We start from the raw sequence: 15,567 nt of genomic DNA on the forward strand, positions 1-15,567 counted from the left end.
CACGTGCGGCAGAAAGACCAACGATGTTCAAAACCCTGAGCATACCGAGGAAGCTGGGTTTCTCTTTCCTCGTCATCAATGCCTCGGCAGCGATCATGATGGTCGTCTTCTTCGCGAACATCTGGATGATTCGCTCGGCGACGGTGAACAGCAACCACAGCCAGGACGTCTACGCCAAGGCGCTGACGCTGGAGACGTCGATCCTGCGCGAGAACAGCCAGTTGCGCGGGTATCTCGTCACCGCCGATCCGACCTATCTCAAATCGTACAACGAGGCGCGGGACGAATACGACCTGACCACGATCGCGCTGGAAAAGAAGCTTTCCGATCCGGCGCGCCGCGCGCTCGTCATCACCTCGCGCGAGGAGACGGCGAAATGGCGTCGCGACTGGAGCAACCGGCTGGTCGCGATGGTGAAGGCCGGGCAGCGCGAGGCTGCCGAGGAAGCGGTGCGCGGCGCGGGCAAGAAGGTGCTGACAAGCGCGGTGGTGCTGCCGTTGCGCGAACTGCGCAACCAGGAAACCGCCGCGATTGAGGCGAATGCCGCCAGCCAGTCGCAGGCGCTGACCACCGCGACGATCGCGCTGGTGCTGGGTGGGATCGCGCTGATCGGTATCGCCGTGATGTTGCAGACCGCGCTCAGCCGCAGCATCGCGCGCCCGATCAGCGCGTTGACGAAGCGCATGGCCGATCTGGCCGCGGGCAAGAGCGCGATCGACGTGCCCGACACCGGCCGCGCCGATGAATTGGGCGACATGGCGCGCGCGGTGCTGGTGTTCCGCGACGCCGCGCAGGCCAAGCTGACCGCCGACGAGGAGCGCGAGCTGGCGATGCGAGCGATCGGCGACGGGCTGCACCGTCTGTCCGAGGCCGACCTGACGGTGCGGCTGAACGCCTTGCCGGGCTCCTATGCGGTGCTGTCGAAGGACTTCAACGGCGCGGTCGGCAAGCTGTCCGACCTGACCTGCAACGTGCGGCGCAGCGTCGAGACGATCAAGCAGAATGCCGACGAGATCAGCCAGTCGGCACGCGACCTGTCAGCGCGCAGCGAGCAGCAGGCGTCGTCCTTGCGCGAAACCGCCGCGGCGATGGACGAGATCACCGGCACCGTGCGCGAGGGCGCCTCGAACGCGGCCAACGCGAACAAGGCGATGGCCGAGGCACGCAAGGCTGCCGAACAGGGTGGCGAGGTGGTGCGCAAGTCGGTCGAGGCGATGAACGGTATCGACCAGGCCAGCCGCGAGATCGCCGACATCATCAGCGTGATCGACGGCATCGCATTCCAGACCAACCTGCTGGCGCTGAACGCCGGTGTCGAGGCGGCGCGGGCGGGCGAGGCGGGCAAGGGCTTCGCCGTGGTCGCCAACGAGGTGCGCGCGCTGGCACAGCGCTCGGCCGATGCGGCGTCGGACGTCAAGACGCGCATCCTTTCCGCCATCCACCACGTCAAATCGGGCGTCGAGCTGGTCGACGAGACCGGGCAGGCGCTGGAGCAGATCATCGAGCGCGTGGGCAGCGTCAGCGTCATCATGGACACGATCGCGCGCGCGTCGGACCATCAGGCGCAGAGCCTGGGTCAGGTGAACATCGCCATCAACGAGATGGATGGCGTGACGCAGCAAAATGCCGCGATGGTCGAGGAATCGACCGCCGCCGCGAGCCTGCTGGCCCGCGAATCCGAGCAATTGGCGGGAGCCGTCGCGACCTTCACGGTCGACGAACCCGCCGCGCGCCCGGTGGCGGTGGCGGCGAGTGCCGCGCCGCGTGCGCGGCATATCACCGCGCCGGTGCGCGCCGCGCCGCGTGCGATCGGCAATACCGCGTTGGCGGCCAGCGAGGATGACTGGTCGGCCTTCTGAGGTCTGGCCGCCGTTCACCTTGCCTTCGTCGTCCCGGACTTGATCCGGGATCCCGCTTCTTCTGCGTAGGTCGGGAAGAAGCGGGGCCTTGGATCAAGTTCGGGGCGACGCGTCACCCGGTGAATGCGCCGATGTCGGCCACGGTCAGGCTGCCCGCCGGGATGGCGGGAGCCGCAAAGCGCAACCGCAGGTAGCGCGCCTGCCGTACCGCGAACGCCACCCGCTGCGTGGCGAGCGCATAGGCGATATTGCCGAACTCGCCGGTCGCGGCGGGCACCCAGGTCTTGCCATCGGCGCTCGTCTCCGCGTCATAGCCGCGCGGCGGCGCGGTATCCTTGGCGATGGTGCGCGACGGCGTCAGGCTGAACCCGGCGAGAGGCAGCACGCGGCCGAGGTCGATCGTCACGCTGGCGGGATTGGCCGCGGTCGGGGACGGCACCGTCCAGCGCGTCTGTGCGTCCCCGTCGATCAGCGCCTCCGCGCCCGGGCCGCTGGCGGTGACGATCGACCAGCCGCGCTGCGGAATGATCGTCGGATCGGACACCTTGGGCGGCGCGACCGGAACCGGCTGCACCTGCCGGAACAGCGAGATCTCGCTGATTGCCGGGCAGGCGGGCGCGTCGAGGATGCGCAGTCGCAACCGCCGGGCGGAGGAGGGTTGCGGCAGCCGCACGATCCGCTGCGCGCTGATGCACTCATGTTCGGCGACGGTGCGCCACTGCCCGGCTTCCTCTAGGTCGATCGCGAATTTGGTCACGCGCACCCCGAGCGGGAGATATTCGCGCAGCCGGATCACGTCGAACGTCCGGCCCGGCGGCAGGTCGAGCGTCAGCGTCGGCGTCGTGTCGCCGTCGGGGGTGGACCAATAGGTGTCGCGCCGCCCGTCGAGCACCTTCGACGCGGCGAAGGCGCGCCCGCGCTCGGCGCTCGCGTGCGCGACCGCGCCCTGCGCCAGATCCCGGGCATAGGTCTGCGCCTGCGCCTCTCCGAAGCTCTTGAGCACCGCGACGTCATGGTCGGCGACGCGCCCGCGGCGATCCGGCGGGATGTTGAGGTGCATGTTGGTGCCGCGGCCGACCGACTCGTCGAAATAGCGCAGCAGGCGCGCGGGACTCTTCACCTTCGCATCCTCGTCGGCGTGGTAGAACCAGCCGGGACGGATCGAGGTGTTGGTCTCGGCCGGCCACCACAGGGGCGCGCCGCGCACGCCGGAATTGCCTTCCGACTGGACGTAGGGATGCGCGGGCATCGTCGGCCAGCACGGGTCGCCGGCGACGCCGTCCTCGTTGCCGACCCAGCGAATGTCCGCGCCATATGGGTCGAAGGTGCAGGCCATCGGCTGATGCTGATGCACCAGCGCGATGATCGACGGCCAGTTGTAATATTTCGGCGCGTCGATCTTCCGCGTCTCGCGCGCGCCGCCGTAATAGCCGTCGCCGCCGTTGGCGCCGTCGAACCAGAATTCGAACAGTTCGCCATAGCGCGTGCAGAGTTCGACCACCTGCTTGCGGTAATAATCGATGTATGCCGGGCGGCCATATTCGGCGTGATTGCGGTCCCACGGCGACAGATACAGGCCAAAGGCGAGCCCGGCGCGGCGCGTCGCCTTCTCCATCTCGCCGACGATATCGCCCTTGCCGCCCTTATACGGGCTGTTGCGGATGCAATGGTCGGTCAGCAGAGTCGGCCACAGGCAGAAGCCGTCATGATGCTTGGCGGTGAGGATGATCCCGCGCATCCCGCCCGCCTTGGCCGCGGCGACGATCTGGTCGGCGTCGAAATCGGTCGGGTTGAACAGCTTCGGGCTCTCGTCGCCATAGCCCCATTCGCGATCGGTGAAGGTGTTGATCGAGAAGTGGATGAAGGCATATTGCTCGCGCATGTGCCACGCAGCCTGCCGCTTCGAGGGCGTCGCGCCCCATGGCTTGGGCGCGGCGCTGCCCTGCGCGAATGCAGGTAGCGCGGTGGTGGCGGCACCGGCGGCGATCAGCGCGCGGCGGGTGAGATCGGTCATCGGGGGCTCCTGAAGGATTCGCCTGTCGCCCCGGCGGAGGCCGGGGCCCAGTTGGGTGACGTCGCCGCATCTCGCGAGCGGCCCGATACTGGACCCCGGCCTTCGCCGGGGTGACGGTAACGGGTGGCGTGGAGCGAGCGGGCCATCACGTCGGCGTGCGCCCGAACGACGGCGGGCGGTCGGCGAGCGCGCGCCCGAACGCCGGGTTGGGCGTCGCGCTCATCGTGAAGCGCAGCGTCCCGCCCTTGACCAGATCGGCGTGCGCGATCCAGCTTTTCGTCCACGGCCGGCCGTTCCACGTCACCGCGGTGACATAGGGGGTGGCGGCGGTGTTGCCCGGTGCCTCGACCACCAGCCTTTTGCCGCCGGGCAGCGCCAGCGTCGCGCGCTCGAACAGCGGCGAGCCGAACACATAGACCGCCTCGAGCGGATCGACCGGGTAGAAGCCGAGCGACGACATCACGAACCACGCGCTCATCTGCCCGCAATCGTCGTTGCCGATCACGCCGTCGGGATCGTTCTTGTACATTTCGGTGAGCAGCCGCCGCACCATCTTCTGCGTCTTCCATGGCGCGCCTACGAAGGCATAGAGATAGGCGACATGTTGGTCGGGCTCGTTGCCATGCGCATATTGGCCGACCAGCCCGCTGATGTCGGGCGGCGCGTTCTTGGGCAGCGTCGATGGCGCGGTGAACAAAGCGTCGAGCTTGGCCTCGAACTTCGCGTCGCCGCCCATGTGCGCGATCAGGCCATAGACGTCGTGCTGGTTGAGGAAGGTCGCCTGCCAGCCGTTCGCCTCGGTATAATCGCGCCACCACGGCTTGGGCATGTGCCCGAGCTGGATCGGATCATAATCCTTCCACCACGACCCGTCCGCAAAGCGCGGGCGCGCGAAGCCGATCGAGGCATCGATGACGTTGCGCCAATTGCCCGAGCGCTTGAGCAGCCGCGCGGACTCCGCCTCGGCACCCGCGACGCGCGCGAGCTTGGACGACGCCCAGTCGTCATAGGCATATTCCTGCGTGCGGCTGACGCTCTCGAACCATTTGTCGGCCGGGACATAGCCTTTGGCGTCGTACAGGTCGCGCCCCTTGCTGTTGTCGAGATCGGGCGCGCTGAAATCGAACGAGCGCTTGGCGATCGCGGGCCAAGCCGCGGCGTAATCGGCGGGGATGCCCTTGGCGTGCGCCTCGGCGAGCACCGACACGCCGTGCCAGCCCATCATCGTGCCGGTTTCGACTCCCTGCAACGGCCAGACCAGCGGGCCATAAGGGCTTTGCTGCGTCTGGCGGATCAGGTCGTCGACCAGCGACTTGGCGCGATCCGGCGCGACGATCGTCAGCAGCGGGTGGAGCGCGCGATACGTGTCCCACAGCGAGTAGGTGGAATAGGCACGCTGCCCGGCAGGGACGGTGTGCACCTGCCGGTCGAGCCCGACGTAGCGGCCGTCGACGTCGGAGAAGAGCGTCGGCGCGACCATCGTGTGATAAAGCGCGCTCGCCATGATCGTGCGCTGGTCGGCGGTGCCGCCCTCGACGGTGACCGCGTCCAGCGCCCCGGCCCAGCGGCGCGCGGCGGCGCGGCGGACGCTGTCGAAATCGCCGCGCGCCGCCTCGGCCTGCAGGTTGGCGCGCGCGCCCGCGACATCGACCGCCGAGATGCCGCAGCGGACCACGATCGGCGCCGCGCCGGCATCGTCGAAGAACAGCACCGCCTTGACGCGCTTGGCCGCCACGGAGGTCGCGCCCTTCGGCTGCTCGGCATCATCGTCGCCGTAGAAGGCGACACGGTCGGGCTGGCGCGAGAGCTGCATCGCGAAATGGATGCGGCGCCCCTTCGCCCAGCGGTGGACGCGGCGGCTGCCGGTCAGCGTGCCATCGGCGTGGAGCGTGAGGCTGCCGTCGTCGATCAGCGGCCCGCTGTCCCATTTGTCGAGGACCATATGCGCCATGTCGATCAGGAGGTGACCGGCGCCCTTCGGGAAGGTGTAGCGGTGCCAGCCGGTCCGCTCGGTAACGGTCAGCTCGGCGCGCACGCCACTCTCCAGCGCGACGCGGTAATAGCCGGGTTCGGCATGTTCGTCCGAGTAACGCTGGCGATAGCCTTGGTCAGGGGCCTCGATCGGGCCGGGCTGGAGCTGCACCGGGCCGCGCGTCGGGACGACCAGCACGTCGAGCATGTCGCCGATCCCGGTGCCCGACAGATGCGTGTGGCTGAACCCCATGATCGACCCGTCGCCATGGTGATAGCCGGAGCAGGTATCCCAGCGCGCCACATCGGTGTCGGGCGATAGCTGCACCATCCCGAACGGCAGCGTTGCGCCGGGATAGGTGTGGCCGTCGCCGCCGGTGCCGACGAACAGATTGGGCGCGGTGCGGCGCGGCGCGGCGGCGAAGGCCGGAAGCGGGGTGACCGCGACGGTCGCGGTGGTCGCGAGCAGGGCGCGGCGGGTAAGCATCGAGCCGGTCATTTACAGGGTTTCCTTGAGGATCGCAGGGTTCGTGCGCGCGAGCCGCACGATCAGTTCGCCGAACAGGCCGTTCGCCCAGGCGAACCAGTGGCGCGTCCATTTGGTCGGATCGTTCATGTCGAACGTCTCGTGCATGAAGCCGGTGCCCGCGTCGGTATCGCGCAAGGTCTTCAGGCAGGTGCGGATAACGCCTGCGTCGGTGGTGGAAAGCGCGCGGACGATCAGCGACATCGGCCAGATCTGCCCAAGCCCGACGTGCGGGCCGCCGATCCCTTCGCCCGCGGTGCCGCGGAAGAAATAGGGATTGGCCTCGCTCCACGCCGCCGCCTCGGTGCGCCGCCACAAGGCGTCGTCGGGCGCGACGCAGCCGAGATAACCGAGCCCCGACAGCGACGGGACATTGGCGTCGTCCATGAACAAGGCGTTGCCGAAGCCGTCGACCTCGAACGCCCACACCTCGTGCCCGTCGCGGAGCCGCATCGTGCCCCATTGCTTCAGCGCGGCCTCGACCTCGGCAGCGAGCGCGGTGGCATCGCTGGCGAGCGCCTGGTCCTGCGCGGCCTCGCTGGCGACGCGCGCCATTTCACGCAGCGCGGTGACCGCGAACAGGTTCGACGGGATCAGGAACGGATATTGGCAGGCGTCGTCGGACGGGCGGAAGCCGGAGACGATCAACCCCACCGGGCGGATCGGATTGCCCCAGCCTTCCAGCGGCATCGTCTCGGTGTTGCGGTTGGAGGTGCGCAGGAAGCTGTAGGGGCCGCGCCCGTCCTTGCGCTGCTGCTCGCGGAAGGTGCGGATGCTCGCGCGTGCCGCTGCCGCCCAGGTCCTGTCGAACGGACGCGGGTCGCGCGTCGCTTGCCAGTAACCATGCGCGAGCCGCATCGGATAGCAGAGCGAGTCGATCTCCCATTTCCGTTCCGCGACGCCGGGCTTCATCTCGGTCTGATCCTTCAGCGACCATTCGAGATCGGTCTTCGCCGCCGGGTCCTGCATGAAGGCGTTGGCATAGGGGTCGATCAGGATCGAGCGCGCCTGTCGCGTGATCAGCCCGCGGAACAGCTCGCCGAGCTTCGGGTCGTCCTTGACCAGATGCAGGTACGGCGTGACCTGCGCCGAACTGTCACGCAGCCACAGAGCGTTGATATCGCCGGTGATGACAAAGGCGTCGGGCTGGCCGTCGACGGTACCCATCCTGACGGTGGTGTCGAGCGTGTTCGAATAGCAATTGCCGAACATCCAGCGCAGCTTCGGGTCGGCGATCTGCTTGGAGACGCGCGCCATCTCGCGCTCGACAGCGGGCGAGGTGAAGCGGCGGTCGGCGATGGCGGGACGCTTGCTGGCGAAGTCCGGCGCTGCGCCGAGCGCGGGCGTCGCGGCAAGCGCTGCGCTGCCGGCGAGGAAGTGGCGGCGGGTGGGGGTCATGCGGTTGTCCTTGATCGTGCCGTCATTGCGAGCGCAGCGAAGCAATCCAGGGTCCAGCGCGCGACGCTCTGGATTGCTTCGCTGCGCTCGCAATGACGGGGGCGGTGGGGCGCGCCGTCAGCCAACCCGCGAGCGTCACCCCGGCGAAGGCCGGGGCCCAGTTGGGAAGGTCGTCGTAAGGGGGCGTTGTGCGTCGTCATCGGCGTTCCGTAGCTGGACCCCGGCCTTCGCCGGGGTGACGCGTAGAAGTTGTTGCCGTCGCCGCGCTCACTTCGGCAAATCCACATCCGCCCCGGTCACCGTGAAGTCGGTCCACGCACCCGCGGCGCTGTCCGGCTGACCGCCGCCGACCCACAGGCGATAGGCGCCGGGCATGATATGCCGCCGCCCGTCGCGCTCGACGACGCTCATCATCCGCGGGTCGATCGTGAAGTGCGCGGTGGCGCTCTTGCCCGCGCGCAACGGGACGCGCTGGAAGCCGACCAGCTGGCGTTGCAGCACCGGCGCGGTCATCCCGCCGCCCGCCACCTTGGGCGGGACCAGATAGGCCTGCACCACTTCCTCGCCATCGCGCCGTCCGCTGTTGGTGACGCGCGCGGTGACGGTCATCGGCTGCCCGCTGGCGACGCTCGCCGCGCCGGCGACCCGGTCGTAGCCGTAAGCGGTGTAGGACAGGCCGTGCCCGAACCCCCACAAGGGCGTGCCGGTGAAGTAACGGTACGTGCGCTCCTTCATCCCGTAATCGACGAAGGCGGGCAGGTCGGTGGTCGCCTTGTAGAAGGTCACTGGCAACCGCCCCGACGGGTTGGTCGCGCCGGTCAGCACGTCGGCGAGCGCGGTGCCGCCGGCCTCGCCCGGATACCACAGCGCCAGCACCGCATCGGCCGCCTTCGGGTCGACCGCCACCGCGCTGCCGCTCGCCAGCACCAGCACGACCGGCTTGCCGGTCGCCTTGAGCGCGGTCAGCAGGCGCTGCTGTGCGAACGGCAGCGCGATGTCGCTGCGGTCGCCGCCGATAAAGCCGGGCACCTGCACCTGCAACGCCTCACCTTCCAGATCGGGGGACAGGCCGCCGACCATCACCACGACGTCGGACGCCAGCGCCGCCTTGACCGCCTCGGCGATCATCGGTTCCTCGGGCGGGAGCCACAGCAGGCGGAACGTCTCGTCCGGGCTGCTGTGGTTGAGCGTCAGCTCGAACGGCTGCGGTTGGCCGTCGCTGTCCCACGCAATCTCGATACGGCCCTTGGTGATCGCGCCGTCGTGGAGCACGCGCCCGCCGACCGACAGCGTCGCGGTGTCGTGGGTCTTGCAATCCTTCCAGCATTGCGCCTGATCGAGCATCAGCCGGTACGCACCCGGCCCCGGCGGGGTCAGCGTCCCGGTCCAGCGCGCGACATAGCCGTGCACGGGCAAGCCGGGGGCGGGCGGCACGCGCGTCAGGTCGAGGTCGATGTGGCGCTCGGCGCGCTTCAGCACCTCGCGTCCGTCGACGCTGTAGCTGGCGGTCAGGTCCTTGAGCGCGGTTTCCGGGAGCACCACCGGCGCGCCGTCGGCGAGCACCGAGCCCTGCGCATAGGCCACGTTCGCGAACCGCTGGCGCAGGCCGGCGAGGGGCGTGACCGGCTGGACCGCGGTGCCGTGGTAATTGCCCTGCAGGACGCCGAGATCGTCGGCGTTCGCGCCGATCACCGCCAGCTTCGTGCTCGGCGCGAGCGGCAGCCGCTGGTCGTTGTTCTGGAGCAGCACGATCGCCTTGCGCGCCGCGTCCAGCGCGAGCGCGCGGTCGGCGGGGGTGTTGACCGCATCGGGCTTGATGCTCGCCCACAGGCTGGTCGCGCCGAACGCGATCCCGAGCCGGCGCCGCGCATCGAGCGAGCGGTGGAGCGCCGTGTCGACCTCGGCCTCGCTCACCAGCCCGCGCGCGACCGCTTGCGGAAGCGCCGCATAGGTGTTGCCGCAATTCAGGTCGTTGCCACCCTTGACCGCCGCCGCTGCCGCTGCCGCGGCATCGAGCCGGTAATGGTGGAACATGTGAATGTTCGCGACCGCGTCGCAGTCCGACACGGTGAAGCCCTTAAACCCCCAGTCGCGCCGCACGCGATCGTTGAGCAACGTGCCCGACGCGCAGGCTGGGGTGCCGTGGATCGAATTGTACGCGCACATCAGCGACTGCGCCTTGCCCTCGGTCACCGCCATGCGGAACGCTGGGAGATAGGTCGCCTCGAGATCCTGCGGGCTGGGATCGACGTCGAAGCCGTCGCGCCCCGCTTCCGGGCCGCTGTGCACCGCGAGATGCTTGGGCGTGGCGATCACCTTCGGGTGGAGCGGGTCCGGCCCTTGCAGCCCGGTGACGAACGCCACCCCCAGCTTGCCGGTGAGATACGGGTCCTCGCCGTAGGTCTCCTGCCCGCGGCCCCAGCGCGGATCGCGGAAGATGTTGATGTTGGGCGACCAGATCGTCAGCCCTTCGTAGATGCGGCGGTCGGCGCCGACGGCTTGCGCGTTGAACTTGGCGCGCGCCTCGGTGGCGACGACATCGCCGATCCGGTGGACCAGCGCGGTGTCCCAGGTCGCCGCCATCCCGATCGCCTGCGGGAAGACCGTCGCATGGCCGTTGCGCGCCAGCCCGTGCAGCCCCTCGTTCCACCAGTCATAGGCGGGCAACCCGGCCTTGGCGTCGGCGGGCGCGGTGCTTTGCAGCTGCGCGGCCTTCTCCTCGATCGTCATCGTCGCGATCGTCGTCGCGACCGGGTCGGCGGCGGCGCTTGCCAGCAGCAGCCAGATCATGAGCGTCCTCCCAGCGAGCGCAGCGTCAGCGCGCGCGTCAATTGTGCAGGCGTGGCGGTCGATTCCACGCGGATCGTCCGGCTTTCGCCGGGCAACAGGTCGAAGCCGCTGTCGGACGGTTGCGCGGGCGTCGCGCCGAAATCGAGCATCACCGCGCGCGCGAGCCGGGTGGCGGTGATCGTCACCGTCCGCCCGTCCCAGCGCGCCGACAGGCCCGGATCGGGCCAGTGGATGTCCCTGGGCAGCGCACGCTCGACGAGGCGGCGGTGCAGCAGCCGGTCGCCCGCATAGAGTTCGGCGACGCCATAGCTGTCGGCGGCGGCGCTCGTGCCGAACAGCGCCGCATCCGGCACCGACGCGACCTCGGCGGCGGCGAGCGGGGCGAGGGTGACGTCGCCGCCCTGTTCACCCAGCATCCGCCCGTCCATCGCATAGCCGCGCACCCGCCAGCGCGCCGCGATCGGCGTCGTCGCGTCGGAGACGAGCGCGACGCGGGTCGCGGCGTCCTTGTGCTCGGTGACGATCACCTGATCCGCGAAGAAGCGTCGTGCGGCGTAGTGCAGCAGCTTCCAGCGCCCGTCATAGTTGATGCTCGACCACGAGATGGCCGGCCACGTATCGTTCAGCTGCCAGTAGAGCGACCCCATCGTCACCGGACGACAGGCGCGATGATGCAGTGCCGCCAGCTCGATCGCCTGCGCCTGATTGACTTGGCTAAGGTACACGTAATCCGCCAGATTCTTCGGCTCGCCCAGCCGCTCGCGGATGTAGAACAGCAGCCGGTCGTTGCCCTCGCCGGCCAGAAACTTCTGATGCGCCTTCATGACCGGATCGGTCGGGGTTACGTTCAGCGTACCCGCGAAATCCTTGATCGTCGCGAGATCGGGCATCGCCTGAAAACCGAATTCCGACATGAAGCGCGGGCAGCTGTTCAGGTAATTGGCGACCGGCTTCGACCCCGACCACACATCCCAAAAATGGCGGTCGCCCGCGGCGTCGGTGTCCACCGGGCCTTCGTAGTCGGTCGAGGGTGAACCGGGCCAGTACGGCACCGCCGGGTCGAAATCGCGCACCGCCTGCCGCAGCACGCGGTCGAACAGCACCGCCATGCCGGCGCCGATCCGCTCCTGTTCGTCCGCGCCGACCGCTTTCTTGAACGCCTTGCGATCCGACCAGTTTTCCCAGCCCGACAGCACTTCGTTGCCGCCCGCCCACAAAACGATCGAGGGGTGACCGGCGACGCGCGCGACCTGTTGCTCGGCCTCGATGCGAACATTCTCGCGGAACGCCGCGTCGGGCGGGGTCACCGCGCCGCCGAACATGAAGTCCGACCAGATCATCAGCCCCAGCTCGTCGGCGGCGTCGAAGAAGGCGTCGGGCAGATAATAGCCGCCGCCCCAGATGCGGATCATGTTCATATTGGCCGACTTCGCATCGGCCAGCAGCCCGCGCATCTTCGCGGCCGTGACGCGCGCGGGAAAGTTGTCGAACGGGATCAGGTTCGCGCCCTTGGCGAAGATCGGCGTGCCGTTGACCTTGAACCCGAACGCGCCGTTGCCGCGGATCAACTCGACGGTGCGCAGCCCGATGCGGCGCTCGGCGCGATCGCTCTCCACGCCGCCTTCGACCAGCGCACCCGCCACCCGGTAGAGCGGCTGCGCGCCATAGCCGACCGGCTGCCAGCGCTGCGGCTGCGCGATCGTCAGGGGCACGATGACGCGATTGTCGCCTGCCGCCAGCGTTACCTGCTGTTCGGCGGTGACGACCTTGCCGTCCGGTCCGGTGACGGTGGCGCGGACCAGCGCCAGGCCGGGGCGATCGGCGAAGATGGCGAAGTTTGCGCCTAGACGCGCTTCGGCATCGTTCAGGGCGACCTGCTGGACCAGCATCCGCTCGAGACGGGCGTCGTCCCAACCCTCCAGACGCATCCCCTGAGTGGGTCCGATGTTAACGATCCGGGGCCCCCAGTCCCAGCTCCAGTCGTACTTGGGCTTGCGAATGTAGGGCGATGTTTGCTTGCCCTTCGGCTCGTCGCCGAATGCGGAATCATATTCGCCGGGCAGCGGGTGCGGATCGGCCAGCACCTTCGGCTGCATCGTCCTGATCGGCGAGGCGAAGGTGAGGGTGATGATATTGTCGCCCGGCTTCAGGAAGCGCTTGGCCTCGACCCGCCATTGTCGGTGCGCGTTGTCGGTGGTCAGCAATGGTTGCCCGTTGACCAAGACGGTGGCGAACGTGTCGAGCGTATCGAACACGAGGTCGAGATGGTCGCGCGCCATTTGCGCCGGCGTCAGACGCAGCGTGCGCCGATATTGCCAGCCGGTCAGCCCGGCCCATTGGATCGCCGCCTCGTTGGTGCCCTTGAAGGGATCGGGCACCTGGCCGGTCGCGATCAGCGCCTGTTGCACGCTGCCCGGCACGGTCGCCGCGAACCATCTGGCGGCGCGCGGATGGGCCTTTGCCGCGTCGGCATCCTTCGGGTCGATCCGCACCTGCCAGTCCCGATCGAGCGGCGTCACCGTCTTCGGCGCGGCGATCGCAGCCGTCGAGGCGAGCAGCAGTGGCAGCGCGAGCCACCGCATCAGCGGCGCTCCGTCAGCGTCACGCTGGCGACCGCGTAATAGGGTTCGTCGAGCGGCGAGGTGAATTGGAAGCAAATGTCCTGATCCCCGGTCATCTTCGGCAGCGTGCCGGTGAAGGTGAGACGTTGCGGCGCGGTCGCCGGATCGGGCAGCGGGAACGTGCCGATCGCCACCGGCTTTGCGGCCTTGTCGCCGGCATCCTGCGCCTTGGTCGCCGCAGCGCAGCCGAACTGCACCAGCAATTCGCCGTGCGGCGACACCGGATAATGCCGGCGCAGTTTCGGGATGTCGTGGCCCAAGGCCCAGTTGCGCACCAGCCGCACCACCTCGACCGTATAGCCACCCGCAATGTCGAGCGGCGCGGCCGGATAGACCGCGCAGGTGTTGAACAGGTTCAGGTTGAACGCGGGCGATGTCTCGGTCGCGTCCGGGGTCAGCGGCACACGCAGGCCGAACGGTCCGGTGCCGCATGGTGCCAGATCGCCGTTGCCGCGCGTCAACAGCGCGGCGCGCGCGGTGTCGAAGCGGCGCGCCGCCGCGGTCGGCCGACCGGCGGCATCAAAGGCGGCGGCCTGCACCACCACGCCGGGCGTCAGCGACAATGGACCTTTATACGCACGCGACCTGGACGACGGGGTGCTGCCGTCGGTCGTGTACCGGATCGTGCCATAGCCGGCCTGCGTCGCCAGCGTCAGCGACACGCGGTTCGCGCGCAAGGCGTCGCCGCGCGTGCCCGGCACGGTGAACCCGACCGCGAACGCGCTGTCCGCGACCGTCATGCCGCCGCGCGTCCAGCGCGCCGCCTGCTGCTGCACGCGCGGCAGGAAGCCGTTCAGGTCGCGCTTGTCCTTCGCCGACCAGGTGATCTCCGCCAGCGCCGCGGCGCGGGGGAAGACATGGAACTGCACCGCCGCGGGTGTGACGAGATACTCGCTCCACACATTGCCCTGCGCGCCCAGCACATGATGCGCACGCTCGGCAGGGATACCGGCCGGCATCGGATCATAGGCGTAGACGTCGGCCAGCGAGCTGACGACATTCTGCCCCGGCACCTCGCTGTCGAGGGTGCTCTGCACGCGGTCGAGATACAGCGGCGTGCCCGGCGACAGCACCACGTCGTGCCCCTGGTTGGCGGCGGCGACCGCGCCGGCCTCACCGCGCCATGACATCACCGAGGCGCTGGCGGGCAGCCCGCCCTCCAGGATCTCGTCCCAGCCGATCAGGCGGCGGCCCTTGCCTTGTAGATACTGGCCGAACTGCTCGATCATCCAGCCTTGCAGCGCGTCTTCGTCCTTCAGCCCCAGCGCCTTGATCTGCGCCTGCACGTCGGGGCTGCGCTGCCATTGCTCCTTCAGCGCCTCGTCGCCGCCGAGATGGACGTAGGTGCCGGGGAAGATGTCGATCAATTCGTCGAGCACGTCCTTGACGAACGCGATCCCCTTCGGCCCGGGATTGAACAGATACGGCTCGATCCCCCAGCGGTTGCCGACCGGCGGCTGGTCACCGAGGATGCCGAGTTCGGGATAGGCCGCCACCAAGGCGGTGGCGTGGCCGGGCAGGTCGATCTCGGGTACGATCGTGATCCCGCGCTCGCCGGCATAGGCGACCAGCGCGCGCAATTCGTCCTGCGTGTAGAAACCGCCGACCCGCGTCCTCGGCGCCGGGCCGCCGGTCGAGGGCGGGGTGCGCCACGCGCCGGTCTCGGTCAGCTTGGGATAGCGTTTCACCTCGAACCGCCAGCCCTGATCGTCGGTCAGATGCAAATGGAGCGTGTTGAGCTTCACCGCCGCCATCTGGTCGACGATCCGCTCCAGGTCGGCGACGGGCAAAAAGTGTCGCGCAGGATCGATCATCAGCCCGCGCCACCCGAAGCGCGGCGCATCGTCGATCGTCACCGCCGCGACGCGCACCGGCTGGCCGACGCGCGCATCGGGGCTGACCAATTGCACGAGCGTCATCGCGCCATGGACGAACCCGGCCGGGGTGCCGGCGAGGATGCGGATGCCGTCGCGTGCGGCGATCAGGCGATACGCCTCCGCGCCGGTGATGCCGGCATCCTGTTCGAAACGGATGCGCGCCACGCCATCGGTGCTTTCCAGCGTCAGCCCGCGCGCGGTGCGGACATGCGCGATCAGCAGCCGTGCGGCGGCGGCGGCGGGAGCGGCGGCGCTGACCGTCGCGCCGTTTGCGATCGTCACGCTTCCCGATCCGGCGACGACCGATTGCGGCAACGGGAGCAGGGATTGTGCCGAGCCGGGCGCGGCGAGGCACGTCATCGAGAATGCCGCAACCGCGGTCGCGAAAGGCCGGGGCATCGCTGTTCCTTGGTTCTGTTTTGGTATTGGCAGGCATCATGCCGCCGTGATTTCGGCACGTCCATGCCGCGGGCAAAAAAAATGGGCCCCCGCGGATGCGGAGGCCCAGGGT

At 68.9% G+C, this 15,567-nt stretch carries 7 protein-coding genes; 1 reads left to right on the forward strand and 6 read right to left on the reverse strand.

The features are described from left to right. Positions 1-23 precede the first annotated feature (23 nt). The gene (locus tag PGN16_RS18375) at positions 24-1,859 is read left to right on the forward strand and encodes a methyl-accepting chemotaxis protein (protein WP_335310800.1); all 1,836 of its coding nucleotides are present in this window, start codon (positions 24-26) and stop codon (positions 1,857-1,859) included. A 112-nt stretch (positions 1,860-1,971) separates the two neighbouring features. Here the strand turns inward: PGN16_RS18375 and PGN16_RS18380 are convergent, their stop codons facing one another. The 6 genes from PGN16_RS18380 to PGN16_RS18405 all read right to left on the reverse strand — a co-directional run bounded on the left by PGN16_RS18380 (position 1,972) and on the right by PGN16_RS18405 (position 15,455). Next, complete coding sequence (locus PGN16_RS18380) at positions 1,972-3,873, reverse strand: alpha-L-fucosidase (RefSeq protein WP_335310801.1); 1,902 nt, start codon at positions 3,871-3,873, stop codon at positions 1,972-1,974. 145 nt (positions 3,874-4,018) lie between these two features. Next, positions 4,019-6,343 (reverse strand): GH92 family glycosyl hydrolase, encoded by a 2,325-nt coding sequence (locus PGN16_RS18385; RefSeq protein ID WP_443019681.1) that lies wholly within the window; start codon positions 6,341-6,343, stop codon positions 4,019-4,021. Continuing rightward, positions 6,344-7,768 carry a glycoside hydrolase family 125 protein gene (locus PGN16_RS18390; protein ID WP_335310802.1) on the reverse strand — a complete coding sequence of 475 codons (1,425 nt, stop codon included), beginning with the start codon at positions 7,766-7,768 and terminating at the stop codon, positions 6,344-6,346. A 267-nt stretch (positions 7,769-8,035) separates the two neighbouring features. After that, positions 8,036-10,558, reverse strand: coding sequence for a glycoside hydrolase family 3 C-terminal domain-containing protein (locus PGN16_RS18395; RefSeq protein ID WP_335310803.1), 2,523 nt, complete (start codon positions 10,556-10,558; stop codon positions 8,036-8,038). Further along, the gene (locus tag PGN16_RS18400; protein WP_335310804.1) at positions 10,555-13,140 is read right to left on the reverse strand and encodes a beta-mannosidase; all 2,586 of its coding nucleotides are present in this window, start codon (positions 13,138-13,140) and stop codon (positions 10,555-10,557) included. The genes PGN16_RS18395 and PGN16_RS18400 overlap by 4 nt, the downstream gene beginning before the upstream one ends. Further along, the gene (locus tag PGN16_RS18405; RefSeq protein ID WP_335310805.1) at positions 13,140-15,455 is read right to left on the reverse strand and encodes a beta-N-acetylhexosaminidase; all 2,316 of its coding nucleotides are present in this window, start codon (positions 15,453-15,455) and stop codon (positions 13,140-13,142) included. Before PGN16_RS18405 ends, PGN16_RS18400 begins: the two co-directional genes overlap by 1 nt. Positions 15,456-15,567: the final 112 nt, after the last annotated feature.

Source organism: Sphingomonas phyllosphaerae (genome assembly GCF_036946485.1).
GTDB lineage: Bacteria > Pseudomonadota > Alphaproteobacteria > Sphingomonadales > Sphingomonadaceae > Sphingomonas > Sphingomonas phyllosphaerae_E.

Bases quoted from the DNA above. Each gene is read 5' to 3' on its own strand.
- PGN16_RS18375 (WP_335310800.1), top strand. From the start codon at position 24: ATGTTCAAAACCCTGAGCATACCGAGGAAGCTGGGTTTCTCTTTCCTC.
- PGN16_RS18380 (WP_335310801.1), bottom strand. From the start codon at position 3,873: ATGACCGATCTCACCCGCCGCGCGCTGATCGCCGCCGGTGCCGCCACC.
- PGN16_RS18385 (WP_443019681.1), bottom strand. From the start codon at position 6,343: ATGACCGGCTCGATGCTTACCCGCCGCGCCCTGCTCGCGACCACCGCG.
- PGN16_RS18390 (WP_335310802.1), bottom strand. From the start codon at position 7,768: ATGACCCCCACCCGCCGCCACTTCCTCGCCGGCAGCGCAGCGCTTGCC.
- PGN16_RS18395 (WP_335310803.1), bottom strand. From the start codon at position 10,558: ATGATCTGGCTGCTGCTGGCAAGCGCCGCCGCCGACCCGGTCGCGACG.
- PGN16_RS18400 (WP_335310804.1), bottom strand. From the start codon at position 13,140: ATGCGGTGGCTCGCGCTGCCACTGCTGCTCGCCTCGACGGCTGCGATC.
- PGN16_RS18405 (WP_335310805.1), bottom strand. From the start codon at position 15,455: ATGCCCCGGCCTTTCGCGACCGCGGTTGCGGCATTCTCGATGACGTGC.